This is a genomic window from Priestia sp. USM5 (assembly GCF_058323215.1).
Map to the genome: position 1 here is coordinate 1,792,002 of NZ_JBSGKN010000001.1, position 21,572 is coordinate 1,813,573.

Annotated in this window: 27 protein-coding genes; 21 read left to right on the plus strand and 6 right to left on the minus strand. The window is 38.3% G+C overall.

The annotated features are described in order from the left end of the window. The first annotated feature begins 11 nt into the window (after nucleotides 1-11). Nucleotides 12-683, plus strand: a complete 672-nt coding sequence (locus ACWATA_RS09810) for a DUF421 domain-containing protein (RefSeq protein WP_028412875.1) — start codon at nucleotides 12-14, stop codon at nucleotides 681-683. A 28-nt stretch (nucleotides 684-711) separates the two neighbouring features. Here the strand turns inward: ACWATA_RS09810 and ACWATA_RS09815 are convergent, their stop codons facing one another. The 3 genes from ACWATA_RS09815 to corA form a co-directional block, all read right to left on the minus strand. Further along, complete coding sequence (locus ACWATA_RS09815; protein ID WP_367077076.1) at nucleotides 712-1,446, minus strand: polysaccharide deacetylase family protein; 735 nt, start codon at nucleotides 1,444-1,446, stop codon at nucleotides 712-714. Nucleotides 1,447-1,529: 83 nt separating this feature from the next. After that, nucleotides 1,530-2,807, minus strand: a complete 1,278-nt coding sequence (locus tag ACWATA_RS09820) for a polyamine aminopropyltransferase (protein WP_028412876.1) — start codon at nucleotides 2,805-2,807, stop codon at nucleotides 1,530-1,532. Between the two features lie 431 nt (nucleotides 2,808-3,238). Next, complete coding sequence (gene corA, locus ACWATA_RS09825) at nucleotides 3,239-4,201, minus strand: magnesium/cobalt transporter CorA (RefSeq protein WP_473049789.1); 963 nt, start codon at nucleotides 4,199-4,201, stop codon at nucleotides 3,239-3,241. Between the two features lie 130 nt (nucleotides 4,202-4,331). Between corA and ACWATA_RS09830 the strand changes: the two genes are divergently transcribed. The 15 genes from ACWATA_RS09830 to ACWATA_RS09900 all read left to right on the plus strand — a co-directional run bounded on the left by ACWATA_RS09830 (nucleotide 4,332) and on the right by ACWATA_RS09900 (nucleotide 12,915). Next, a complete protein-coding gene (locus tag ACWATA_RS09830; RefSeq protein ID WP_049165233.1) occupies nucleotides 4,332-5,207 on the plus strand; it encodes an STAS domain-containing protein in 876 nt (291 codons plus the stop codon). A 218-nt stretch (nucleotides 5,208-5,425) separates the two neighbouring features. Continuing rightward, the gene (ssuD, locus tag ACWATA_RS09835) at nucleotides 5,426-6,496 is read left to right on the plus strand and encodes an FMNH2-dependent alkanesulfonate monooxygenase (protein WP_028412879.1); all 1,071 of its coding nucleotides are present in this window, start codon (nucleotides 5,426-5,428) and stop codon (nucleotides 6,494-6,496) included. Between the two features lie 121 nt (nucleotides 6,497-6,617). Next, nucleotides 6,618-7,391, plus strand: a complete 774-nt coding sequence (locus tag ACWATA_RS09840) for an alpha/beta hydrolase (protein ID WP_028412880.1) — start codon at nucleotides 6,618-6,620, stop codon at nucleotides 7,389-7,391. Between the two features lie 79 nt (nucleotides 7,392-7,470). Next, the gene (locus ACWATA_RS09845) at nucleotides 7,471-7,671 is read left to right on the plus strand and encodes a DUF6501 family protein (RefSeq protein WP_013057578.1); all 201 of its coding nucleotides are present in this window, start codon (nucleotides 7,471-7,473) and stop codon (nucleotides 7,669-7,671) included. A 279-nt stretch (nucleotides 7,672-7,950) separates the two neighbouring features. Then, complete coding sequence (locus ACWATA_RS09850) at nucleotides 7,951-8,190, plus strand: YiaA/YiaB family inner membrane protein (RefSeq protein ID WP_013057577.1); 240 nt, start codon at nucleotides 7,951-7,953, stop codon at nucleotides 8,188-8,190. A gap of 124 nt (nucleotides 8,191-8,314) precedes the next feature. After that, nucleotides 8,315-8,836, plus strand: coding sequence for a hypothetical protein (locus tag ACWATA_RS09855; RefSeq protein ID WP_028412881.1), 522 nt, complete (start codon nucleotides 8,315-8,317; stop codon nucleotides 8,834-8,836). A gap of 109 nt (nucleotides 8,837-8,945) precedes the next feature. After that, nucleotides 8,946-9,164, plus strand: a complete 219-nt coding sequence (locus ACWATA_RS09860) for a spore germination protein (RefSeq protein ID WP_013083687.1) — start codon at nucleotides 8,946-8,948, stop codon at nucleotides 9,162-9,164. An 8-nt stretch (nucleotides 9,165-9,172) separates the two neighbouring features. Next, entirely contained in the window at nucleotides 9,173-9,406 is a 234-nt protein-coding gene (locus ACWATA_RS09865; protein WP_028412882.1) for a hypothetical protein, read from the plus strand. A 155-nt stretch (nucleotides 9,407-9,561) separates the two neighbouring features. Continuing rightward, a complete protein-coding gene (locus ACWATA_RS09870) occupies nucleotides 9,562-9,903 on the plus strand; it encodes a DUF1033 family protein (protein WP_013057574.1) in 342 nt (113 codons plus the stop codon). A gap of 70 nt (nucleotides 9,904-9,973) precedes the next feature. Continuing rightward, complete coding sequence (gene sigY / locus ACWATA_RS09875; protein ID WP_473050214.1) at nucleotides 9,974-10,531, plus strand: RNA polymerase sigma factor SigY; 558 nt, start codon at nucleotides 9,974-9,976, stop codon at nucleotides 10,529-10,531. Next, nucleotides 10,528-10,848 carry a YxlC family protein gene (locus ACWATA_RS09880; protein WP_028412884.1) on the plus strand — a complete coding sequence of 107 codons (321 nt, stop codon included), beginning with the start codon at nucleotides 10,528-10,530 and terminating at the stop codon, nucleotides 10,846-10,848. Before sigY ends, ACWATA_RS09880 begins: the two co-directional genes overlap by 4 nt. Next, on the plus strand, nucleotides 10,848-11,051 hold the full coding sequence (locus tag ACWATA_RS09885; RefSeq protein WP_098625794.1) for a transcriptional regulator: 204 nt from the start codon (nucleotides 10,848-10,850) through the stop codon (nucleotides 11,049-11,051). Before ACWATA_RS09880 ends, ACWATA_RS09885 begins: the two co-directional genes overlap by 1 nt. Further along, the gene (locus tag ACWATA_RS09890; RefSeq protein ID WP_013057569.1) at nucleotides 11,048-11,239 is read left to right on the plus strand and encodes a PLD nuclease N-terminal domain-containing protein; all 192 of its coding nucleotides are present in this window, start codon (nucleotides 11,048-11,050) and stop codon (nucleotides 11,237-11,239) included. Before ACWATA_RS09885 ends, ACWATA_RS09890 begins: the two co-directional genes overlap by 4 nt. Nucleotides 11,240-11,251: 12 nt before the next feature. Continuing rightward, complete coding sequence (locus ACWATA_RS09895; protein ID WP_473049790.1) at nucleotides 11,252-12,142, plus strand: ABC transporter ATP-binding protein; 891 nt, start codon at nucleotides 11,252-11,254, stop codon at nucleotides 12,140-12,142. Next, the gene (locus ACWATA_RS09900) at nucleotides 12,139-12,915 is read left to right on the plus strand and encodes an ABC transporter permease (protein ID WP_098999475.1); all 777 of its coding nucleotides are present in this window, start codon (nucleotides 12,139-12,141) and stop codon (nucleotides 12,913-12,915) included. The genes ACWATA_RS09895 and ACWATA_RS09900 overlap by 4 nt, the downstream gene beginning before the upstream one ends. 27 nt (nucleotides 12,916-12,942) lie before the next feature. Here the strand turns inward: ACWATA_RS09900 and ACWATA_RS09905 are convergent, their stop codons facing one another. Continuing rightward, complete coding sequence (locus ACWATA_RS09905) at nucleotides 12,943-13,746, minus strand: lipid II flippase Amj family protein (RefSeq protein ID WP_473049791.1); 804 nt, start codon at nucleotides 13,744-13,746, stop codon at nucleotides 12,943-12,945. A 108-nt stretch (nucleotides 13,747-13,854) separates the two neighbouring features. Beyond that, complete coding sequence (locus tag ACWATA_RS09910; protein ID WP_014459567.1) at nucleotides 13,855-14,001, minus strand: YuzK family famiily protein; 147 nt, start codon at nucleotides 13,999-14,001, stop codon at nucleotides 13,855-13,857. Between the two features lie 251 nt (nucleotides 14,002-14,252). Between ACWATA_RS09910 and ACWATA_RS09915 the strand changes: the two genes are divergently transcribed. Further along, nucleotides 14,253-14,900 carry a VC0807 family protein gene (locus tag ACWATA_RS09915; RefSeq protein ID WP_013057564.1) on the plus strand — a complete coding sequence of 216 codons (648 nt, stop codon included), beginning with the start codon at nucleotides 14,253-14,255 and terminating at the stop codon, nucleotides 14,898-14,900. Between the two features lie 135 nt (nucleotides 14,901-15,035). Further along, the gene (locus tag ACWATA_RS09920; protein WP_223260190.1) at nucleotides 15,036-15,308 is read left to right on the plus strand and encodes a hypothetical protein; all 273 of its coding nucleotides are present in this window, start codon (nucleotides 15,036-15,038) and stop codon (nucleotides 15,306-15,308) included. Nucleotides 15,309-15,365: 57 nt separating this feature from the next. Here ACWATA_RS09920 and ACWATA_RS09925 read toward each other — a convergent pair whose 3' ends face one another. Then, on the minus strand, nucleotides 15,366-17,066 hold the full coding sequence (locus tag ACWATA_RS09925; protein WP_028412893.1) for an L-lactate permease: 1,701 nt from the start codon (nucleotides 17,064-17,066) through the stop codon (nucleotides 15,366-15,368). A gap of 382 nt (nucleotides 17,067-17,448) precedes the next feature. On the opposite strand from ACWATA_RS09925, the gene ACWATA_RS09930 reads away from it, so the two are divergent. From ACWATA_RS09930 to ACWATA_RS09940, 3 genes are read left to right on the plus strand one after another with little or no spacing between them, the layout of a single operon-like run. Next, nucleotides 17,449-18,774, plus strand: a complete 1,326-nt coding sequence (locus tag ACWATA_RS09930; RefSeq protein ID WP_473049792.1) for an FAD-binding oxidoreductase — start codon at nucleotides 17,449-17,451, stop codon at nucleotides 18,772-18,774. Then, nucleotides 18,775-20,136 carry a (Fe-S)-binding protein gene (locus ACWATA_RS09935; protein ID WP_028414362.1) on the plus strand — a complete coding sequence of 454 codons (1,362 nt, stop codon included), beginning with the start codon at nucleotides 18,775-18,777 and terminating at the stop codon, nucleotides 20,134-20,136. It begins immediately after the preceding gene. Beyond that, nucleotides 20,120-21,571 (plus strand): FAD-linked oxidase C-terminal domain-containing protein, encoded by a 1,452-nt coding sequence (locus ACWATA_RS09940; RefSeq protein ID WP_406901333.1) that lies wholly within the window; start codon nucleotides 20,120-20,122, stop codon nucleotides 21,569-21,571. The genes ACWATA_RS09935 and ACWATA_RS09940 overlap by 17 nt, the downstream gene beginning before the upstream one ends. The last annotated feature ends 1 nt before the right edge of the window (nucleotide 21,572 follow it).

Here is a 21,572-nt window from a genome sequence, read left to right on the forward strand (position 1 = left end):
GAAGGGTATCGATGTATAAAGATATTGCGATTGAACTGATATGTGGATTTTTAGCGCTATTTATTATGCTGAAGCTTTTAGGTAAGACACAGTTTGCTCAAATTACTCCGTTTGACTTTATTACAACGCTTGTCCTGGGAAATATTGTGGGGGATGCAGCTCTTGAAAAAGGAGTAGAATTAACTGAAATTCTTTATAGTGTTTTGATTTGGGGGCTTCTGATTTACGCAGTGACAAAGCTATCTCAAACCTTTACAGGATTTAGGGGAGTTCTTGAAGGCAAGCCTTCAATGATTATTTATAAAGGGAAAATTCATTATAAAGAGCTTAAGAAAAACAACTTGGATTTAAATCAGCTTCAGCATCTAATGAGACAGCAAGGGTATTTTTCACTGTATGAAGCAGAATATGTCATTTTAGAAACGAATGGAGAGGTGAGCGTCGCTCCTAAACATGAATTCGGCCCTCCGACGAAAAATGATTTAAACATCCCTTATTCTCAAACTAATTTACCTATTGCTTTAATCATGGATGGAAAAGTAGTGCCTGGCAATTTGAAAGAAGCAAACGTAGATGAAAAGTGGTTAAAAAAACAGCTGGCAATCAAGAAAATAAAGGAATACAGCGAAGTTTTTTATGCTGAATGGCAGCAAGAGCGAGGACTAGAAATAACAAAATTCTAAAAACCCTTTCCTTTTAAGGAAAGGGTTTTTAGCTTTCTTTTAATAGCTTAGCAAAATCCTCAATCGTTGTAGAATACGTGACGTACAGACGGGGAATAAGATAGTTTTCATTTTTTTGTCCACTTTCAGTAAAAAATTTTGGAATCGTTGAAAGACCAAATGTATAATTCTTTTTTGTTTCTTCGACTACGCGGCTATTGACCTTTCCGTAAGGGTAAGCAAGAGCAATAACGGGCTGGCTCGTGATGGCTTCAATTTTCAGCTTTGATTCAGCTAGCTCATAGGATAAATTTTTCGTCTTAGTTAAATCCGGATGAGTAGCGGTATGAGACTGAATAGAAAAAAATCCTGAATCAACAAATTTTTTTAGATCCGCTGGAGACAAACGGTTGGGACGGCCAATAAAATCTGAAATCACAAAAATTGTAGCCGCTGGATGAAACTGAGGGCTGGCTGCTCTTTGAAAAATAGGCAAGATAGTAAGATTATTTTTATATCCATCGTCAAATGTGATAAATATAGGCTTTTTTACACGCTTCAGCTCCTGCCATTTTTCAAATGTTAGCGGCGTATATCCTTGCTTTTTAAGATAAAGAAGCTGTTTCTCAAAATTTTCAGGTGTCACATACAGTTCTTTTTCCCCGTGGTCTGTGTAGGAATCAATAGAGTGGTAAATCAGTATAGGTACTTTCACTTGGCTAAAAGCGGGGGAAGGGAAAATAACAGTTAGCAATAAGATAACAAAAACCGAAATTTTTCTCATAACAATCCTTTCTAACGCGCAGTGATGACGAGACTATCTTAGTATGTCAAAAGAAAAGGAATGTATAAGCCAAGCTTTCTTTTTTACAAATATAAGCCTTCTTTTTTAAATATTTTATGCAGAACCAAGTGCTCAGCAGAGTTCACAACGGCAAACTGTTTTTTAGAAAGAGAATGAGGAGAAAAACGCATTAACTTAGTAAAGTCTGATGGCAGCGTAGTAGATGAAACATCAGTAGAGAGTATAGGGGCAGACAAAGATGTTTTCGAGCCGATGTGAAAACCCCAATCTCCAAAAGAGGGAATAATGGTGTGGTAGCTCAACGTATAAAACTGAGAAGCTTTCATCGTCTTATTAATGCTCCAAAAAACGATAGGTGTGTCTCTAGGAGAATTTGACTGACACACGACCAAGCCGCTGCGCGATAGTGAACGTTGGAGAAGTTCGTAAAATTCTTTTGTATAAAGAGCACTTATTTTTTTGTTAGTAGGATCTGGAAAGTCGACAATGATAATATCATAAAACGCTGAATTCAAAGAGAGGTAGTCAACAGCATCTTGAATATGAACGGTGACACGAGAATCTTCAAATGAGCGTTGATTTAACTTCTTTAATTCTTTTATATTCATCGCAGCATTTACAACGTCAGCATCTATTTCCACAAGGTCTATTTCTTTAACTTTCTTATATTTAAGGACTTCTCGTAAAGCTAAACCATCTCCACCGCCCAGAATAAGAATGCGGCGAGGACTTAAGGAAGCTGCAAAGATAGGGTGTACAAGAGCTTCATGGTACGCATGTTCATCCAATGAACTAAATTGCAGCTGTTCATCCAAATACATTCGAATATCAGATGCTTTAATCAGCTGAATATCTTGAATACTGTTTTTCTGATGAAACAAAATGTCATGCTGGCCTGATAAGATCTGCTGTAGACTAACGTGATCTGAGTCATCTCCACGATCGAGAAGACGAGTGCTTTCAGCATGCTGACGATTTTTTGTTGGCGTTTCGACGTGTTGAATTCCGCGAGAAATTGAATATACAACAGCTTTTTTTGAAGCTAATTGCTTCAGCAACGCATAACCAATTTCAATTATTTCTTTGTCTCCGCACGTATAAAAATCTAATGAAGCGTAGTTTTCCTCCGGCCAAGTATGAATAGACAAGTGAGAGGTAGCTAATACGAGAATGCCTGTAATGCCGTGGGGCGTAAACTGGTGAAAATAACAGTGCAAAACTTCCATCTCTGCATCTAGTGCAGCTTCAATAAGAATTTGCCTTAAAAGTGAGGGATCATTTAATATCACTTCATCGCATTCGAACGCATCCATTAGCAAGTGTTCGCCTTTAATATCCACTACTTCAGCCTCCTTTCTGAGCATTATTTTCACTATCTTATGAAATTTTTTAGAAAAAGGAAACGCAAGCACGTTAGTTTATAAATATTTTTGGGAAATAACTAGTTATCATCGCATAGAAAGGCGGTTGAGGCAAACATATTTTCGTTGAAGGAAGAGCCGAACAATGAATCCATACTCTTAGTAGAAATCGAAACCTTTCGAATTTTTTCATTGATAGGATGAACGTAGGCTTCATGTAGGCAGGATTTCTAGCGGTTGATTGGAGAGCAAGGCGAAGACTCCTGCAGGAAAAGCGGAACAGGGGAGACCCCACAGGAGCGTAAGCGACGAGGAGACTCATCGGCCGCCCGCGGAAATTGATAGCACTAGCTCACTTATCCAATTTATTCATCTTTACATTGGATTGATTTCGGTATGTCTCAATCTTTCTACTCTTTATCAGCATTAAACCAGCCTTTTCGCTTGAACCATAGAATTAAACCAAGCGTTATCAATCCCATGAAGCCAAGCACAAAGAAATAGCCATAGTGCCACTTTAGCTCAGGCATATTTTCAAAATTCATTCCGTATACGCCAACGATAAAGGTAAGGGGAATAAAGATAGATGAAATAACAGTCAGTGTCATCATAATTGAATTCATCCGGTTTGAATTAAGAGAAAGATAATTATCGCGCATATCAGACGTCATTTCCCGGTTTGATTCAATCATATCGGCTAATTTTAATAAGTGGTCATAGACATCTTTAAAATACCTTTTTTGTTCAGAATGAACATCTAAGCGTTCAGAATTTATAACACGGTACAATAAATCGCGCATAGGCAAAATGGTTCTTCTGATTTTTAGCAAATCACTTCGAAGTTTAAATACATCTTCCATTAAAACAGAGATGGATTTTTTGGCGTCTATGTTTTCTATATCATTCAGCTCATCTTCAATTTGATATACAGTGGGAAAATATTCATCTACCACTTTATCCATCACAGAATACGCAAGGTAGCTTATTCCTTTTTCTTGAATCGAAGGTGTATGAAGCAGCTTTTCCCATACTTTATCAATTGCAGCTGACGGGTGAAAATGAAAAGTAACCATATAATTATCGCCGATAAAAAGATCAACTTCTTCAGCTTCTAACGTTTGCCGATTTAACGAATGAAGGACAAAAAAACTGTATCCTTCATAATAATCGAGTTTTGGACGCTGCAGAAAATGAAAGCAATCTTCAATCGCTAACGGATGAAAGTGAAAGGATGATTGAAGCAGCAGCGCTTCTTCTTCAGAAGGGCAGTTAAAGTCAATCCAATAGTACTGAATAGAGGGGTCGTGAATCTGATCTAATTGTATATGTTTCACAAGTTTGTTATCGTTCATAAGAGCTAACGTTCGTATCATTTGAAAACTCCTTCGTGTTTTTATAGCCATTTTCAATGTAGCATAAAATCAATAAACTAAACGTATTTTTTTAAAAATTTTCTTTCTCCTCTTTTTATAAAACTAGTAAGGGGGAAAAAGTTGAATTATAATGATAGTAGTAGCTCGTATGGAAAGGGGAATTGTTTTGAATAAAAACGAAGCACTTCGAATGTTTTTCTTAAAACATGCAGATCAACTAACGGAAGAATGGTATGAAAGCCTTGAAGACAATGACCCAGAATCGGTTTATGCATCTACTCATCCGGAAGTCATTTCAGTATTAAAAGGTCAAAATAATGAATTTCATTTATACATAGCCGATGTATTTATAAAAAGTGAAAAAGAATTTTTTGATTCATTTGAAACGTGGATTTTAAAGATTGCGGAAGACGGAGAGCATGTAAGAACGCCTATTCATTATATTATTCGAGAATTTTTCCGAGTTAGAAAACAGTATTTAACATATTTAAATCAATTTGTAGAAGCGTATGACCAAGATATTACGCAAGAAGAACTAGACGAATGGAACGAATTGATTGTACGCGTGTTTGATATCACCGTTTATAAATTTGTTGAAGAGCACCATCAGCATTCAAGACGGTTGCTTGAAGCACACAAAGAGCTGATTAACGAACTGAGTTCCCCAGTTATTCCATTGAGCGATCATATTGCGATTCTTCCGCTTGTTGGGGATATCGACACAGCAAGAGCGCGACGAATTTTAGAGAATACGTTAACTCGCTGTGCTGAACAGCAAGTGAATCACCTTTATATTGATATTTCAGGAGTAGTTATTGTTGATACGATGGTTGCTCATCAGATTTTCCAGCTGATTGATGCCTTAAAATTAATAGGCGTAGAATCAACGATCTCTGGGGTACGTCCTGAAATCGCAATTACCGCTTCTCATTTAGGTTTATCGTTTGAAAATATATCAACAAAATCAACTCTTGCTAATGCGATGGCTTCACGTATGAGGAAATAAAAAAACAAGAATTATTTTTAATTCTTGTTTTTTTATTTCAATTCATACTTGACATATAGGTTAAACAGGTATTATGATTTTACTAATTTAATAAATAAAAAGAGTCGTATTACATACGCTAATATACAAATGCATCTCTGTAATTAGCGGACAAGAATTGAACAAATAATATGAAAACGCTTTATATAGAATACGAGAATATTTAGGAGGAAATGGAAATGAACATCTTATGGTTTTTCCCTACAGCAGGCGACGGACATTATCTAGGCACAACCGAAGGAAGTAGAACAAGTGATATTCACTACTTAAAGCAAATCGCACACGGGCTGGATTATCTAGGATATGACGGTGCTTTGTTGCCTACTGGTTCAAATTGTGAAGATTCGTGGGTGATTGCATCGGCACTTGCTTCCGTTACAAACCGACTGAAGTTTTTGATTGCACTTCGCCCGGGTGTCATGTCTCCCACACTTTCAGCACGGATGGCTTCGACATTCGATCAAATATCAAACGGCCGACTTATGTTAAATATTGTGACGGGAGGAGATCCCGTGGAGCAAGCAACGTACGGTAACTATTTAAGCCATGATAAACGCTACGAGTTAACAGATGAATTTTTAACGATTTGGCGAGATGTAATGGAAGGAAAAAAAGTGGACTATAAAGGAGAACATCTTGATGTAACAGGTGCGTACATTCCGTCGCCTCCTGTCCAAAAACCGTATCCTCCGCTGTACTTTGGCGGGTCTTCTCCAGCGGGCAAAGAAGTAGGCGCAAAGCATGCAGATGTATATTTGTTATGGGGAGAACCTCCTGCAGTGATCAAGACGAAAATTGATGAGATGAAAGAAAAAGCTGCAAATGAAGGCAGGGACATTCGCTTTGGTATTCGACTGCACGTTATTGTAAGAGAATCGGAAGACGAAGCGTGGGAATCTGCAGATAAATTAATTAAACATGTTAATGATGATACGATCAAAGCGTTTCAAGATAAGTTTGCGTCATTTGACTCCACTGCCCAAAAAACACAGTCAAGTTTGCACAGCGGCACAAAAGATCGAGGTGCGCTGGAGATTGCTCCGAATCTATGGGCTGGAATCGGCTTAGCACGAGAAGGAGCTGGAACCGCTCTTGTTGGAAGTCCTGAAATTGTAGCGGATCGTTTAAAAGAGTACAAAGAGCTAGGAATTGATACGTTTATTTTATCAGGATACCCGCATCTAGAAGAAGCATATACGTTTGCTGAGCTAGTATTTCCACATATTCAAAAAGAACGAAGCAAGAGATAATTCTTGCTTCGTTCTTTTTGAATCGTAAAAAAATAAATAACCCAGTTGACTTATAGGAATTATAGGTGTATTATAAAGGTAGTTCATTTAGTCAGAAAATTTGTGATAAAGGGTGAAGAAAATGGAACGTTATGACGTAATTCAAGGCGCAGAATCTTTTTATTATAAAGGCAGCGACATTGGTATACTTGTTTCTCATGGATTTATGGGGACTCCTCAAAGTATGGAATATATCGGAAAAGAATTAGCTAAAAAAGGTTTTACTGTGTACGGTTTGCGACTAACGGGACATGGTACTCACTACTATGATATTGAACAAACAACGTACGAGGAATGGAAGCAAGACTTTTTAAATGGGTATCAGCGTTTGAAGCAAGAATGCCGTCATGTATTTATCTTAGGTCAGTCCATGGGAGGCACTCTCACCTTTCATACAGCAAGCCAAGGATTAGATCTTGACGGAGTTATTGCAATCAATCCGGCTATGACGTCCATTCCTTCAATGGAGCCTTACCGCTCTCGTCATACGCCTCGTTATTTAAAAGAAGACCATCCTGATATTAAGGATCCAAACGTACATGAAATTACGTACGACAAAGTACCAGTGCGCTCTATGCGTGAGCTGCTTTCTTTAATGGACGAAACAAAAGAACGCTTATCTTATGTAACATGCCCGGCTTTAGTACTAACATCAACCGTTGATAACGTAGTACCGCCTGAGAATTCAGCTTATATCTTAAACCATATTCAATCAGCAGAAAAAAGACAGCACATGCTTCGAAACTCTTACCATGTTGCGTCGATGGATTTTGATAAAGACACAATTGTTGCACAAACGGCACAGTTTGTACAAGCAACAGTTGCCAAAAAAAAAGTGCATGAGCGAATTTTTTAATTTTTAAATTCGCTCCGTTTCTTTTTTACTTCAAGTAAGATAAAATGAATCTTGAATGAAAACAAAGGAGTGTACATACATGATTCATTTAGAATGGAACGATCGTCCAACAATTAAACAAGTAAAATGCATACATACAGATGCAAAAAAATTCGTGGTTGAAAATGTTTTAACAGCAGGAAAAACATATGATGTAAAAAACGAAACAGAAGAATTTTATTTTGTTGTTGATAACACTGGCCAAGTCGGCGGCTTTTATAAAGAATACTTTGAAGGCTAAACAAAAAAATCATCGTCTCGGCGATGATTTTTTTATTGCAATAATTAAATGGAGCTTTTCTTAATGAAAACGAATGAACATACTTTTAAAGAGAAATTCCATATATCTCATCATTTCGAAAAAAAGCTTTATGATAAAAATAGGATGTAAGACCTAAATTCTTCCGTTTCTTGTTCTGATTAAAAGGGTAACTGACTATAAATACCCATGACAACAATTATTTTACAATGTAAAATGAAAGCGACGCTTAACAGAAAAAGGAAAAGAGGAGGTCATACGATGAAAAAGCGTAATACAGCAGCTTTTACATTTTTAGCATGGACAGCTTTTATTACAGCACTATTAGCTATGTTTATAGGAATTTATACCTTAGATGCATCATTACCGGTAAAAGGTTATTATGCTGTTGGAACATTATACTTAACGATGTCCGCTTTTGTGCTCCAAAAAACCATTCGTGATAACGAAGAAGATACGGCGCACGAACGCAAATATGACAAAGCAGAAGAAGAATTGTAGAGCTAAAAAAAGCATTTTTCTAGCTCTTTGAAAAACATCCCCATTTTTGGGAGATGTTTTTTTATATAAAAAAACAGGGAACTTGTCACTCCATGTCGTATTAATAAAGAAGGAGGCGATTGAATTGACACAACTAATGATTAATAACGTAAATTTTCACGTTGATATGTTTGAAGAAAAAATGATTACTGATGCGAATACAGGTGAAGAGTTGAAAAGGCTAAACTTTTCTTTTTCGGTTGTAGGCAAAGCAGCTTATGATAAATATGATGCATTTTTTGAGGATCCGTACTTTGAAGTAACAAATATGGAGACAAAAGAAACGCTAACACTAAAAAACATTTCGCATAGCACATTTTATCAGTCACCTGAAATTACAGATCATACAAATATTGTTTTCAGAGTGAAGCTGCAGCAAGAACCTGTTAAAGAAAAAGAACAAGTGAAAAATGAACGTCCAACAGAGAGCACGGTCAACGAAATGCTTTTATCTAGAATAAAGTTTAAGGCTCTTGTCGAAATACTTGAAGAAAAAGGACTTCTAACAGAGAATGAGTTGTATACTAAAATTGAAGAAGTAGCAGAACGAGATTTTGATATTCTTCGAGATGAATTAAGTCATTCTAAAAAAGAGGTAAAAGCGTAAAAATACCCCACTCTGCAGGGGGATTTTTTATTTATATCCATTAATTTATAACCCTTTTGATAAATTATTCATATATTACATCACGATGAAAATAAAAAGGGTGAGGATAATGCCGATTGTTATTAATCATGTAGTGATTCCAAATGTTACAGGAGGAGTCGTTACATTTGGCGACACGTACTATGTTTCTCCAAAAAGTAACAGTAAAACTGCGCAAGGTTCAGGGTCTTCAAATACAGGAATTTGTGTAAATACAAATTCGGGACTTTCTAATACAAATACGCTCGATCCGGATGGTTCTGACCAAAACGGCTTCGGAAACGGATAAGGAAAGAGATGTTTTACTCTTCTTTCTACACGCCTTTTCAGTATTCGTTTTATCCGTATTTTATGCCTTCTTTTGCACGTCCAATTGGATTTGTCGTGTCACCTGATGGAGCGATGGATAACTGGTGGGGCAAAAAACCATCTTGGTGGGGGAAAATCACGCCTTCAGCCGGCGTTTTCCCTCCTGTTACCCAGTATTATACGGGCAGTTTAGTTCCTTATAGTTTAAGGGGCTATTACTAATATAAAAAAGAAGTTCAGATTAAGCCAACTTGTTAGCGCCTATTTCCTAAAAATAGGCGTTTTTTTCCGTTTTACTTGATTCAAAGTTATTTTTGCTGAATAATAAAGAAAAGAGAATTTTTAGAAGTAAGCTGTAAGTAAGGAGATGTTCAATCATGACAGATAAATGGAGAGTTCATAAAATAAAAAGTGATTGTGAACCTTGGCTGTTTTTAGAAGGCTGGGAAAAAGATATTATTGAAACCATTGAATTTGAAAAAAAAGAAGAAGCGCTTCGCTACTACGCGATGATGATTTATGAATTTCATCAAAAATATGCAAGCGTGCGAAGTGATGAACTAGCTCTCTTTAGCTTTTGGAACGAAGGCGAAAAGGAATTTTGCGAGGCCTGTGATGATGATCTTCAAATCTTCCACGGTGTTTTATTTGCTAAAAACGATGAAGTCTATTCATTAGAAGAAGATGAAGAAGGATTAAAAATGCTTCGTACTAAATAAAAACGTCCTGCGGGGCGTTTTTTTTATATAAAAAATGAACGATTTCAATCGCTCAAGCGTCATATAGGTGATGAAACAAAAAGGAGGGGTGACCGCTTTGGAACAAGATGATTTCATCCTTGTCCAAAAAGCATTACAAGGTGATGATGATGCCTTTTCATTATTATTTCAGCGCTATCATTCATTTTTATATAAATACCTTTTAAAGCTGACATTAGATGAGGACTTATGCAGTGAATTGTGTCAGGAAGCAATGATGAAGTGTTACGTGAATCTTTCTTCATACAAAAATGAAGCAAAGTTTTCGACTTGGATGATATCCATTGCTTCAAGACTGTACATGGATTATTTTCGTAAGCAAAAACGTGAAAAAAGCAGTCTTCAGCGAATAAAGCAGGCTTTATCGCATCAGCTTCAGTGGAAAGCTAAATACAAAGGAGTGGAGTGGAGCGAGATGTTTTCCGATTTTAATGAACTCGATTCACGCTTTCGAATTCCTGTCTTGCTTCGACATTATTACGGATATACATACGATGAGATTGCCCATATGCTGAATATGCGAGCAGGAACGGTCAAATCAAGAGTAAATAAAGGAGTAAATATACTGAGAAAGGAGTGGAAAGAATGAGGGAAGAAAATGACAATCAGTCCTTACATTCTTTAAAAAAAGATTGGGAGCAGCTAGAGAGTTTAGCAAGTCATGAACGTATTTCTCTTCATACAATTCAAGAACAGCTTCTCATTCAAAAACAAAAGCAGAAAAAAGCTTTCCGGAAAGAGTTATGCTTATTTACATTAACAGCACTTGTTATTTTAACGGTAATGGCAACGGCTATTTTACAAATACCTGCCTTATTTATCGCCATTGAGGTAATTGGCATCATTGTTGCGCCTCTTTCTTTTATCGTTTTTCACTATAAACGAAAAAAGGAGATGTTTTTATAATGAATGAAAAATGGATTATTGTGCTGTTTATTTCACCATTTCTCCTTCTTCAAAGCTTTCTACTTTTTATCAATGCAAAAAAACGCGGCGCCCATCCATGGTTTTGGGGAATATGGGGACTGATTCAAATTCCAATGCCAACGCTTTTTTATTGGTTTTTTATTATTTGGCTTCCAGCACGAAAAAAAGGGGGATGTAAATGAAGGACATTAACTGGTTGTTAATTGCTCCAATTCTATTCTTACAATTGCTTTTAATGATTCCAGCGTTAATAAGCTGCATAAAGCAAGAAGAGACAAACGGACCAAAATGGTTATGGGGACTCATCATTTTATGTGTAAGTACAGTCGGTCCCGTTTTATATTTTGTTTTAGGACGTAAAAAACAGTGAGGTGGAGCGAAGATGTTTATGCAAGTAGAAGGACTGACAAAAACGTACCGTAATATAACCGTTGTAGATAACCTTTCATTTAATCTCGATAAAGGAAAATGTGCAGCATTGTTAGGCCCTAATGGTGCAGGTAAGACGACTACTTTGCATATGATTGCAGGTCTTACTGCACCTAATAAAGGGAAAATTTCTTTTGAAGATAAACAGCATCAAGACGTACGATCATTTATTGGCTTTCTGCCGCAGCATCCTACGTTTTTTAATTGGATGACGCCTCAGCAGTATTTAACTTTTTTAGGCCTTTTATCTAACATTTCAAAAAATGTGCTTTCTCAACGAATAGATGAAGTACTTGAAACGGTAGGTTTAAAAGGAAAGGAAAAGCAGAAAATTGCAGGCTTTTCTGGAGGAATGAAACAACGTTTGGGCTTAGCACAGGCCTTGTTACATAAACCTGAACTGCTAATTTTAGATGAACCCGTTTCGGCTTTGGATCTTGAAGGCAGAAAAGATGTCCTACTCATTATCGAAACATTAAAAAAAGATACGACCATCCTTTTTTCAACTCACATTTTGCATGATGCAGAACAAATATGCGATAACATGATTATGATTAAAAACGGACGCATGAAATGGAATGGAACAAAGAGTTCGCTGCGCCAAGAGTTTGCGGATCCTGGTTTTACGATTGAAACAGAAGAAAGGCTCCCTGCATCATTTAGCAGTCTACCAATTGAACAGGTGCTGTTTCATTCTCCTTATAAAGCCACTGTAAGTGTAAAAGATACATCTCAGCAGCAGCAACTGCTTCAACTGCTTGTTGATCAACAAGCAAATCTTGTTTTATTTGAACGAAAACAGCATTCTCTCGAAGATGTGTATCTAGAGGTGATGAACAAATGAACACATTTGGAGTCTTATTTAAAAAGGAACTGCATGAATTATTTGCGAACGGCAAAGGAATTTGGCTGCCAATTTCTCTGATTTTGCTAGGCATCACACAGCCTTTAACGAATTATTATATGCCACAAATCATTGACATCGCAGGAAACTTACCAAAAGGAGCCATTATTCAACTTCCTACGCCCACCGGTCAAGAAGTATTGCAAGGTGTCCTTTCACAATACAGCACAATAGGAATCTTACTGATTGTACTAGCAAGCATGAATATGATTTCAAATGAACGACAAAATCATGCGGCTGTACTTGTTATGATGAGACCGGTGAGCGTCATTCAATACATTATGAGTAAATGGGCTGCGCAAATCGTACTGGTTATTGGCTCAACGTTTATAAGCTATATAGCAGCGTGGTATTATACAAATCTTTTATTTTCACATGTGGATTGGACTCATATGATAGTTAGCTTTCTTTTATACAGCCTGTGGCTGATTTTTATCTTGTCCGTGCTAGTGGCAGCTGGAACCTTTCTTTTACAAAGCGGAGGAATTGCTGGAGTAAGCATTTTGATTATTGCGTCACTTTCATTTTTAAGTAATTTGTTTACGAATCAATTAAAGTGGAGTCCTGCAGCGCTGTCACAATACGCCGGTCGTATACTTGAAAAATTGCACTGGTCACAAAGTGTCACCTATACCGTAGTTGTTACATTAGTGAGCTGTTTTCTTCTTTTAATTGCTGCTGTTTATAGATACAAAAAAGTAGAATATGTATAAAAAGACTTCTGAAACGAAGTCTTTTTTCTAGGGAATTAATTTGCAAATCCACGCAATATAAAGAGCAGCGGGGACTAAAAGAATCTGGGCACATACTGTCCCGCATAAACGAGAGATGACGAGTGTACCAACCATTTTATTCATAGATTGCTTAGTCGATTCACCTTTCATTACCTTTTCAGTTAGAATGGCTACTTGCGGATCTACAAACACTGCAAGGGTAATCATCGCTAGTCCGTTAATAAGACCAGAAGACATCAGAATCGATTTAGAAAGAGTAGGCTCGAGCGTAGAAGCATAAAGAGTGGAAAGAACACCTACTGTATAAATGGTCGTAGCTATTAAATTTAAAAGAAGCAATCGCTTGGGCACTCCGCCTATTCGCAGCTGAGACAGCATAATCCACCTAGGACGCTTCACGTGTTTTTTTGCTTTTTCCAGCGTATGTATGGAAGTAATGTTTTTCATCATTTTGGGTACAGATCCTGCTACTTCTAGGTGTGAAATCATGCGAGAGAAGATTGATACAAAGCTAGGAATTAAAAGAGCACCTGCGATTGTCCCAATAGAGGCCGCGAGCAAAATGGTTTGAAGCTGATGAAGCAGAAGGGACAAATCTTCTTTAGACTGGACCGCATCTCCTAATTTGCCGGTCAGCGGAGCTTGCACCATATTAGCTGTTCTTGAAACGATGACAATAATATTAAAAAGAGATAGGGCCACGACTAGTTTTCCAGTTTTCAAGCCCGCGAGTCTCACAGAGTAGGCTAGTGTTTCAATCATGTGAATAATTCCTACAAATACACAAATAATCAGTAATTTTTCCATCATAATAAGTAAGTTCCTTTCTTTGATACACGCACTTCCTTATTATGTATAATTTTGGTTCATTTGTAAATAAAAAGCCGCTTGCTACCAAGAGTAGCAAGCGGCTTTTTATTATCGATGCTGGTTAATATCACGAAGTATATCTTTGCTAGCCTGATAATCTTTTTCCCGTTCTTTTTCCACCTGTAGACGTTTGTCTAGTTTACGGCTATATTCAGCATACCCCACGCCGTGAGAAAGCTGCATGGCCTTTTCCATTTCTGACGTGTACGTTAGGTGAAGTGCGATAATGAATCAATCCTTTCAGCATTTTTCACTTGTGGCACATGTATTGCTGCTCAAGTGTTTCGATGTTTATAATTCTTGAAGTCTTTCTAGAAATCGTTTTCCCTGTCGCTTTGGATCTAAACATAAATGATTAAAATTTCATAACATTCCAGGTAAAAGCCTTTTTTTCTTGCGTAGTATCCCATATAATAGCAGGAACAACGTTTTTAAAGGAGTTATATATGAACAATACAAAACGAGTATGGTTTGATTTACTTTTTTATATCGCTATTCCTTACCTAATATGGAATCAGGGAAAAGATATTATTGGTGATTACTATGCCATTTTGCTTTCAACAGCACCAGCGTTTGTGTATACCATTTATACATTTATTAAAGATCGCCAGTTTAACGTAACAGGATTGTTTATTGTCATTACGCTGCTGGCACGTACCATTATTGATTTAATTTCAGGAAACGCAGCGACGATGTTAAACAATCAAGTATACTTTATGATTGGACTGGCTGTAGTTGTCCTTTTTACCATTGTGATAAAAAAGCCAATTGGTTTGTACTTTTTTGTAGATACGGCGTACTTAATGGGCTATAAGCGAGAAGATTCTCTTAAGCTCTTCCACCAGCCTGATTTATTCAAGATGATGAACTGGCTTACAGTACTGTTCGCAGGTCGCTATGTATTTTTAGCAATTGTAAAATACGTATTGATTCAAAAGTACGGAGTAGAAGGGTACGGGAACATGATTGTATTCCGTCAAGCCGTTACGTGGGCATTCTCCATTTTAATTGCCGTCTACACGTATTTTATCTATAAAAAAATTCAAGATAAAACAGGGATGGATAATCCAATGAATCCAAATGTAAATGAATAAAAGGAGAAGCGTGCGTTTAGCTAACGTACGCTTTTTTTGTTACAAAACAGTGAACAATACACAAAACACTAACATCTCATTTAAAATTAATAGTAAAATAACGCTATTAGAAACGGGATGAAAGTAGGTCAAGAAATGAAACTATTATTAGCATGTCAAAAGCAGCCTTATCGGATCTTAGAAATGATTATGGTGTTTTTCACTTTAATTTTTGTCGTACTGTCGTTTTTTGATTACCGTCAGCTGTTTTTTCTTGTGTTTACCCTTGGAATTGTATTTGCTATTCGAGCGTTTGAAATGCAAGAAGGAGAGAAAAAGACGCAAGGAAACATCTGGCTGCTTGTCGGTGTTGTCATGATTTTGCTAGACATAGTTTTATTTGTTGTATATGCCATTAATCGATCTTAACTAAAAGAAAAAGGCTTCCGTGCAGAGGTTCACCTCTAGCTGCGGAAGCCTTTTTGATTAAGGAATCATCCACGATAATACATTGGATTGTAAAAATGTTAGTAGGCAGACAATCAGCAGTAAAAATAAGCTGTGCTTCACCGTAAAACGAAGCAAATCGGATTCTTTTCCTGCCAGCCCAACCGCAGCACAGGCGACGGCGATGGACTGCGGTGAAATCATTTTACCGGTTACTCCGCCCGAAGAGTTTGCTGCAAGCGCAAGAAGCGGATCCATTCCAATAGACGTGGCCGTGATTTTTTGCAAGTTGCCGAACAATAAGTTGGCTGATGTATCTGATCCTGTAATAAAAACACCAAGCCAGCCGAGTACAGGAGAGAAAAAGGGAAATAACGCGCCTGTTTTAGCTAAAAGCAGACCTAAGGTTGTACTCATTCCAGAAGCATTTGTCACGTAAGCAAATGCAACTACGGACATAATGGTAAGAAGCGGCAGCGCTAATTCTTTGCACGTCTCGTTAAACGTAATAAACCAGTCTTTCCAAGAGATGTTGACGATAAATTTTGTGACAACAGCAGACAACAGGATAGCTGTGCCCGCAGCGCCTAGTAATTCTAACTTATACACTGCAGCAATTAGTTCTCCATTTCCATTTAAAATTAAATTATTTAACCAAGGTACTTCTGGCATAAACGTTAAATAATGTCCGACGGAATTGATAGCGCTCAAAAAAGCGTTAGCTCCTTCATAGTGCCCCGTCAAAGCGGTTTTAATTTGAGGGATTCCCCATATAGAAATAAAGATCGTTAAAATTAAAAAAGGTGACCACGCCTTTGCAATTTGAGCCCCCGTGAATGCGGGCTGACCTTGAGTTTCTCTTGGCTCAGCCGAAGCGGAAGCTACTTCATGTGCTGCTTTTTCAGATTGAAAGCGAAACGTTGTTTTCGGTTTCCAGAATTTTAAGAAAATAGCGAGCGCAAAAAGTGAAACGAGTGCCGATAAAATATCGGGAAGTTCAGGCCCTAAAAAGTTAGAGCTGACAAACTGTGTAAGAGCAAAAGAGACGCCGGATACTAAAATAGCAGGGAGTACTTCTACTGTTTTCTTAAATCCAGCCATTACAAAAACCAAATATAGCGGAATAAATACAGAAATAAAAGGAAGCTGGCGGCCTACCATTTTAGAGATTTCCATTGCCGCTACTCCAGTAGGACCCTCCATAGCCGTGATAGGAATACCAATTGCACCAAAAGCAACGGGTGCTGTGTTTGCTAATAAACATAAGCCAGCGGCATACAGCGGATTAAAACCTAGTCCTACAAGCAAAGCTGCTGAAATCGCAACAGGTGCACCAAAACCAGCGGCACCTTCAAGAAAAGCCCCAAACGAAAAAGCAACTAACAAAGCTTGAAGTCTGCGATCTTCTGTAATAGATACGACAGAGGTACGAATAATATCAAACTGACCGGTTTTGACGGTTAGTTTGTAAAGAAAAACGGACGTAATGATAATCCATCCAATCGGCAGTATACCGTATACGGCTCCTTGACTAGCTGACATAAAAGCCATGCTAGCCGGCATTTTATAGGCAAGCATCGCAACGGCAAGTGCGACCAGTAAGGTTGTAATCCCAGCCATATAACCTTTCATTCGTTTAATAGCCAGAGCCCAAAAGAAGTAAAGAATAGGAATCAAAGCGATTAATGAAGACCAAATGACGCTGTTTCCTACAGGAGTGAACTGCTGTGTCCATGTCATAACTAACACCTCATTTTCAAATTAGTGAACTACGAATTTAGTAAAACGAAACCATTAAAACTACGATGATAAGGTCATCTGATGACTTATGTAAAAATGAATTCGCTTACATTATATTCTAATACTTTCGTGATAGGCAAGTACTAAAAGAAACTTTTTTTCTAAAGAACGGACATTTTTTTGTTGATAAGAAGAAAATACTGGTTGAAAATCCCAAGAATAGGTGATTAAATGATTGTAAGCGCTTAAAATATATCTTTTCATCTATTCTACTAATTATTCTTCTTATTAATCTACTACTTTCAGTCGTATTATACATGGCACTTCTGTATGTTATTAGTGAAACGTTGTTTGCTATTACAAAACGAGAGGAGTCAATTTATTGAGTACGTTAGAACTTCCAGGTCATTTAAAATCCATTTTATCTCATCCTTCCACACTTGAAGAACAGCATATGAATCACTTCCTTGGAAATAACGGGTCCGTGCATGTTAAGCCAACTTCAGAACAAGAAATAGCAGCCGTTTTAAGGTATGCGGCGGAACACGGAAAAAAAGTCGTCATTGAAGGGAACGGTACCAAAAAAGGCTTTGGCGGGCTTATAGACACAGCAGATCTTTTGCTTTCGCTGACTGAATACAGCGGAATTGTTGAACATACAGTAGGCGATATGACGGTTACTGTAAAAGCTGGTACGCCGTTTGGAGAGCTGCAAACGTATTTAAAAACGTACAATCAGCAAGTTTCACTTGATCCAGCTCTAGGAGACTACGCTACAATCGGCGGGGTTATTGCAGCGAATGAAAGTGGCCCAAAGCGCTTGTCTTATGGATCAGCTCGAGATGCAGTAATCGGTATGAGAGTCGTATATTCAGATGGAACCATTGTTCGTTCAGGGGGAAAAGTCGTCAAGAACGTGGCTGGCTATGATATGAATAAGCTGTTTATTGGTTCAATGGGAACGCTCGGCGTTATATCCGAAATAACGTTAAAGCTGCGTCCGCTGCCCAAGTATCAAAGCGTTCTTTTTCTTTCTTTTTCAACAGGCAATATCGAAGAAATTCATGCGTTTGTTAGCAAAGTCTTAGACTCCATGATAGAGCCCGTTTCCTTGGAATTATTAAATCCTTCTCTAGCTGAAGATGTAATAGGGCAGCATCTGTTTACGCTTGTAATCAGCTTTGAAGATGTGGAAAGTTCCGTTCATTATCAAGAGAATTACATCAAAAGCATTCAGCCGTCTGATACGATTTTAAAAGTGCTTCATGAAAAAGAAGCCGAGGTATTTTGGGGATTTTTTAGTAACATTAGTCCAAATGGTGCATGCTGTTCTTCCGAAGAGGAAACGGAAGCCACTTTAAAAGTCGGTGTACCAAATATGAATGTACTTGACGTGATAAACAAAAGTACTGCTTTAAAAACATCCCTTCCCATGCTGGTAAAAGCACATGGAGGAGTTGGACACGGTCTTTGCTCAGTCTACATAAAGGGCTCAGAACAAGCCGTTCTTTCCGTTATCACTTCATTTACTGAAACGGCTAAAACGTACGGAGGATATGTGGTCGTTAAACATTTGCCTTTTATACTGCGTCAAAAAGTAAATGTGTGGGGGGAAAAACCTTCTCATTTTCCGTTACTAGCAGGAATTAAAGCAAAGGTGGACGCTAAAAATGTGCTTAACTATAAACGATTTATAGGAGGAATCTAAGTGAATTCAGCGAAAGCGGATATCAAAGATGCTCCATGTCAAAGCGTTAGCAATTATTTGTGGAAAGACGCGCCAGACGAAAAAAAATGGGCGGATTGTGTACACTGCGGAATGTGCTTGGAGTCTTGTCCTACTTACGAAATAACGGGGCAAGAACAGCATTCACCAAGAGGACGCGTGCACCTTATCAAATCGGTAGCAGAAGGAAAGATAAGCGTGAATGAACAGTTTACAGATCCTGTATTTGCTTGTTTGGACTGCCGTGCCTGTACAACTGCTTGTCCTGCAAATGTAGACGTTGGCGGACTCATTGAAGAAGCTCGCGGCCAAATTCGTCAGGCGATGCCTTTGACGGGATGGAAAGGAATGATCAGCAAGTTTTTTCTAAAGGAACTTTTTCCTCATTCCCATCGCTTAGAAGCTGCAGGAAGTCTATTAAAGTTGTATCAAAAAAGCGGGATGCAAAAAATGGTTCGCACAACAGGCATGTTAAATATGATGCCAACACATCTAGCAGAAATGGAACATGTAATGCCTAAAATTACCCGTTCTGTTCGAAAAAAATATAAAAAAGAACGCGTTCTGAAAGCAAAAGCCGAAAGAAAAGCCGAAGTTGCTTTTTTAACGGGCTGCATTATGGACGTCATGTTCAGTGATATTAACGAAGCGACTCTTAATGTATTAAGAAGAAACGGAAACGACGTTGTTATTCCTCATTCTCAGACGTGCTGTGGTGCTTTGCACGTTCATGCAGGAGACCGAGACATGGGAAGGCAGCTTGCAAAAAAAAATATAGAGGCGTTTCAGCATGCCGATACCATTATTGTAAACGCTGCGGGATGCGGCTGCATGTTAAAAGAGTATCCTGAACTATTTAGAGAAGAAGAGCAAGAGTGGCTTGAAAAAGCCGAAGTCTTTGCTAAAAAAGTCCAGGATATTTCAAAATACCTTCACGATACGGGATATCGCCCTCCGCAGGCGAAGCTGCATACGCGCATTACGTATCACGACGCTTGTCATTTAGCTCATGGTCAAGGAGTTAGAGAAGAACCAAGAGATATTTTGCTTTCTATTCCGGGAGTTGAAATGGTTCATATGGCTAACGCAGACAGATGCTGTGGAAGCGCAGGAATTTATAATTTAACAAACCCTGACATGGCGGGAGCCGTGCTTCAAAGTAAAATGGAAAATGTGCCCCCTGACGTAGAAATGATTTCAATGGGAAACCCAGGATGTATGCTGCAGATGGCAGTAGGAGTGAAAAAATATGGACGAAGTCAGCAAATTGTTCACACGGTACAGCTTTTGGAGTGGGCCTATCAAAAAGAAGAGGAGGAAGCGCATCGTGTTGAAGAAAAATAGAATAAAAGATCTTCACGTGAAAAATCTTTCTCAACTAGTAGATGCTCATTCTATTTTGTATCACAAAGAAGATTTACTTGCGTACGACTGCGATGGGTTTACTATTCACAGACACTTGCCTAAAGCGGTGTTATTTCCTAAAAATACGAAAGAAGTTTCTAGCATTGTTAAATACTGCAATGAACATGACTTGCCTTTTCTTGCAAGAGGAGCAGGCACAGGACTGAGCGGAGGAGCGATTCCGCTTAATAACGAAGTGATTATTAGTTTAGTAAAAATGAAGCGGCTGCTTAGCGTCGACTATGAAAACAGACGTGCCGTTGTAGAGCCCGGATTTATTAATCTTAAGTTAACTAATTCAATCTCTGAAAAAGGATATTATTATGCACCCGATCCTTCGAGTCAGTATTGCTGCACCATTGGTGGAAATGTAGCGGAAAACGCGGGAGGGGCACACTGTCTAAAATATGGCGTAACTACCAACCATATTTTAGGGCTAGAGGTGGTGCTTCCAAATGGAGATGTGATTGAACTTGGCAAGCAAGGTATTCCAGATGAACCGGGATATGATTTATTAGGACTTTTAACAGGATCAGAAGGGACGTTAGGAATCGTTACGAAAATTACGGTGCGCATTTTGAAAAACCCCGAAGCCAAACAAACGGTACTTGCCTATTTCGACCGCGTAGAAGACGGCAGTCAAGCGGTATCCGACATTATATCAGCCGGCATTGTGCCCGCTGCGCTTGAAATGATGGATAAAACCGCCATTGAAGGAGTGGAAGCTGCTGCGTTTCCAGTCGGACACCCTAGAGATATTGAAGCTCTTTTATTAATTGAAGTAGACGGCATTTCAGCCGGTATCGAAGAGCAAATCATACGTATTTTAGACGTATGCAAAAAACAAAACGTACGGGAAGTGAAAGTAGCTGAAAGTGAAGAAGAGCGCGCCAGGTGGTGGGCAAATCGCAAAACAGGATTTGGAGCGATGGGAGCTATATCCCCTGACTACCTCGTACAAGACGGCGTTATTCCAAGAAGTAAACTGCCTCAAGTGCTGAAGCGAATCAACAAAATTAGCGAAGAAGCAGGCCTTCGTATTGCCAATATTTTTCACGCTGGAGACGGGAACTTGCATCCGCTTGTATTATTTGATGCTAGAAAGCCAGGGGAAACTGAAAAAGCACTCGAAGCCGGAAGCGCATGTTTGCAAGTATGTGCAGAAGTAGGAGGAACGATTACCGGGGAACACGGTGTGGGCATTGAAAAAAAAGAAGAAATGCGATTTGTTTTTAATGAAGATGAAATTCAAGCACAAACGAATATACGAGAAGTATTTAATCCTAAAAATCTATTAAATGCAGGAAAGCTTTTTCCAAGTCCGAGCCGCTGCGCTGAAGTCAAAAAAGAAAAGAAAAAAGTGGGTTATTTTTAGA

Excerpts from the sequence above, each read along its gene's own strand:
- ACWATA_RS09830 (WP_049165233.1), top strand. The coding sequence starts at position 4,332 with ATGATAGTAGTAGCTCGTATGGAAAGGGGAATTGTTTTGAATAAAAAC.
- ACWATA_RS09905 (WP_473049791.1), bottom strand. The coding sequence starts at position 13,746 with ATGATGGAAAAATTACTGATTATTTGTGTATTTGTAGGAATTATTCAC.
- ACWATA_RS09810 (WP_028412875.1), top strand. The coding sequence starts at position 12 with ATGTATAAAGATATTGCGATTGAACTGATATGTGGATTTTTAGCGCTA.
- ACWATA_RS09885 (WP_098625794.1), top strand. The coding sequence starts at position 10,848 with ATGAATGAAAAATGGATTATTGTGCTGTTTATTTCACCATTTCTCCTT.
- ACWATA_RS09920 (WP_223260190.1), top strand. The coding sequence starts at position 15,036 with ATGAAACTATTATTAGCATGTCAAAAGCAGCCTTATCGGATCTTAGAA.
- ACWATA_RS09880 (WP_028412884.1), top strand. The coding sequence starts at position 10,528 with ATGAGGGAAGAAAATGACAATCAGTCCTTACATTCTTTAAAAAAAGAT.
- ACWATA_RS09840 (WP_028412880.1), top strand. The coding sequence starts at position 6,618 with ATGGAACGTTATGACGTAATTCAAGGCGCAGAATCTTTTTATTATAAA.
- ACWATA_RS09845 (WP_013057578.1), top strand. The coding sequence starts at position 7,471 with ATGATTCATTTAGAATGGAACGATCGTCCAACAATTAAACAAGTAAAA.
- ACWATA_RS09890 (WP_013057569.1), top strand. The coding sequence starts at position 11,048 with ATGAAGGACATTAACTGGTTGTTAATTGCTCCAATTCTATTCTTACAA.
- sigY (WP_473050214.1), top strand. The coding sequence starts at position 9,974 with ATGAAACAAAAAGGAGGGGTGACCGCTTTGGAACAAGATGATTTCATC.
- ACWATA_RS09860 (WP_013083687.1), top strand. The coding sequence starts at position 8,946 with ATGCCGATTGTTATTAATCATGTAGTGATTCCAAATGTTACAGGAGGA.
- ACWATA_RS09900 (WP_098999475.1), top strand. The coding sequence starts at position 12,139 with ATGAACACATTTGGAGTCTTATTTAAAAAGGAACTGCATGAATTATTT.
- ACWATA_RS09915 (WP_013057564.1), top strand. The coding sequence starts at position 14,253 with ATGAACAATACAAAACGAGTATGGTTTGATTTACTTTTTTATATCGCT.
- ACWATA_RS09925 (WP_028412893.1), bottom strand. The coding sequence starts at position 17,066 with ATGACATGGACACAGCAGTTCACTCCTGTAGGAAACAGCGTCATTTGG.
- ACWATA_RS09895 (WP_473049790.1), top strand. The coding sequence starts at position 11,252 with ATGTTTATGCAAGTAGAAGGACTGACAAAAACGTACCGTAATATAACC.
- ACWATA_RS09910 (WP_014459567.1), bottom strand. The coding sequence starts at position 14,001 with ATGGAAAAGGCCATGCAGCTTTCTCACGGCGTGGGGTATGCTGAATAT.
- ACWATA_RS09870 (WP_013057574.1), top strand. The coding sequence starts at position 9,562 with ATGACAGATAAATGGAGAGTTCATAAAATAAAAAGTGATTGTGAACCT.
- ACWATA_RS09815 (WP_367077076.1), bottom strand. The coding sequence starts at position 1,446 with ATGAGAAAAATTTCGGTTTTTGTTATCTTATTGCTAACTGTTATTTTC.
- ACWATA_RS09850 (WP_013057577.1), top strand. The coding sequence starts at position 7,951 with ATGAAAAAGCGTAATACAGCAGCTTTTACATTTTTAGCATGGACAGCT.
- ACWATA_RS09865 (WP_028412882.1), top strand. The coding sequence starts at position 9,173 with ATGTTTTACTCTTCTTTCTACACGCCTTTTCAGTATTCGTTTTATCCG.
- corA (WP_473049789.1), bottom strand. The coding sequence starts at position 4,201 with ATGATACGAACGTTAGCTCTTATGAACGATAACAAACTTGTGAAACAT.
- ssuD (WP_028412879.1), top strand. The coding sequence starts at position 5,426 with ATGAACATCTTATGGTTTTTCCCTACAGCAGGCGACGGACATTATCTA.